The sequence below is a fragment of the Chlorogloeopsis fritschii PCC 6912 genome, from assembly GCF_000317285.1.
Taxonomy (GTDB): domain Bacteria; phylum Cyanobacteriota; class Cyanobacteriia; order Cyanobacteriales; family Nostocaceae; genus Chlorogloeopsis; species Chlorogloeopsis fritschii.
The window spans coordinates 1-1076 of record NZ_AJLN01000157.1; the positions used below are offsets into that span (position 1 = coordinate 1).

At 33.3% G+C, this 1076-nt stretch carries 1 protein-coding gene; it reads right to left on the reverse strand.

The window, feature by feature from the left end:
* Positions 1-967 (reverse strand): ISL3 family transposase (locus tag UYC_RS0134875; RefSeq protein WP_016879854.1); only part of this gene is annotated, 967 nt, incomplete at its 3' end.
* Between the last annotated feature and the right edge of the window lie 109 nt (positions 968-1076).

A 1076-nucleotide genomic window follows, 5' to 3' on the forward strand; every position in this document is an offset into this window, starting at 1 on the left:
CTTTGAAGTGATGCATTGCTTTCAAAATGGGAGAGACTTCTTTGACTTGTAAAAGCTTCGATGTCTGTGATTCATTTAGATTATCTTCATTCTGAAGCAAGGAATATTTACTATTCTTCAAACCTGACAATATGATTTTGTACTCAGCTTTATCCTCTGCTGATTTCGCTTTTTTAATTAGCTCTTCTACATTTCTTCTCTCTTTTTTTCTTTGTGTGTCTAGCTCTTTATTTATCTGAGTCATCACATGAAATCTATCTGCTACTACCTGAGCATTGGGCATTAATTTGGTAACTATGTTTTTATAACCTTGCCACAAATCAATACTTACCTCTTCTATTTGATCTAAAACCTCATACCCCCATGCTATAAGGGCTTCTTTGATTATTTCTTTTGTTCTTCCATTCAAAATTGCCAGGAGCTTAGATGTATCTAAATCTATAAATACTGCACAATAGTGACCTTTGCCTTTTACTAAAGCTATTTCATCAATCCCAAGTCTTTTTAGTTGCGAAGGTTTTGAATTGTGGGTAGCTTCAGATGCGTCTTTTAACATCCTTTCTATTTCTTCGGTTGTTACTATTCCTTTAGACGCAACACTGTGGATATCGTTTGATAGAACATCTTGTATTATTTTCTGTGCCAGTCGTTTTGTATAAGTTCTCTTCTTTCTTACAAAATCCAAGTCTTCACTAAAAGGCTTTTGACATTTATTACATTTGAATTGTCGTCTATTTATTTCTAAGAATACTGGTTTTTCTCCCCAAGGCAAGTCCTTAATAATATACCGATGGTTTTGATGTAATTTCTCACTTTTTGTACCACATTGAGGACAAAGACTGCATGATTTCATTGATTCAGTTTGTAAAATAATACCAACCCCAGCATGAAGACGCTGCCCTACGACTTTTACATCCTTTAAATCTAGGAGTTTTGTGAGAATTGTTATGGCTCTTTTCTTAACCATGACTGTAAATGTACACAAAATTATTTTTCTGATATTTACAGCAAACAATAAATTTTTCTTAGATGTCAAGCCTATTCAGTCTTACAGCTTTATTTTTCTAAGCTTATTA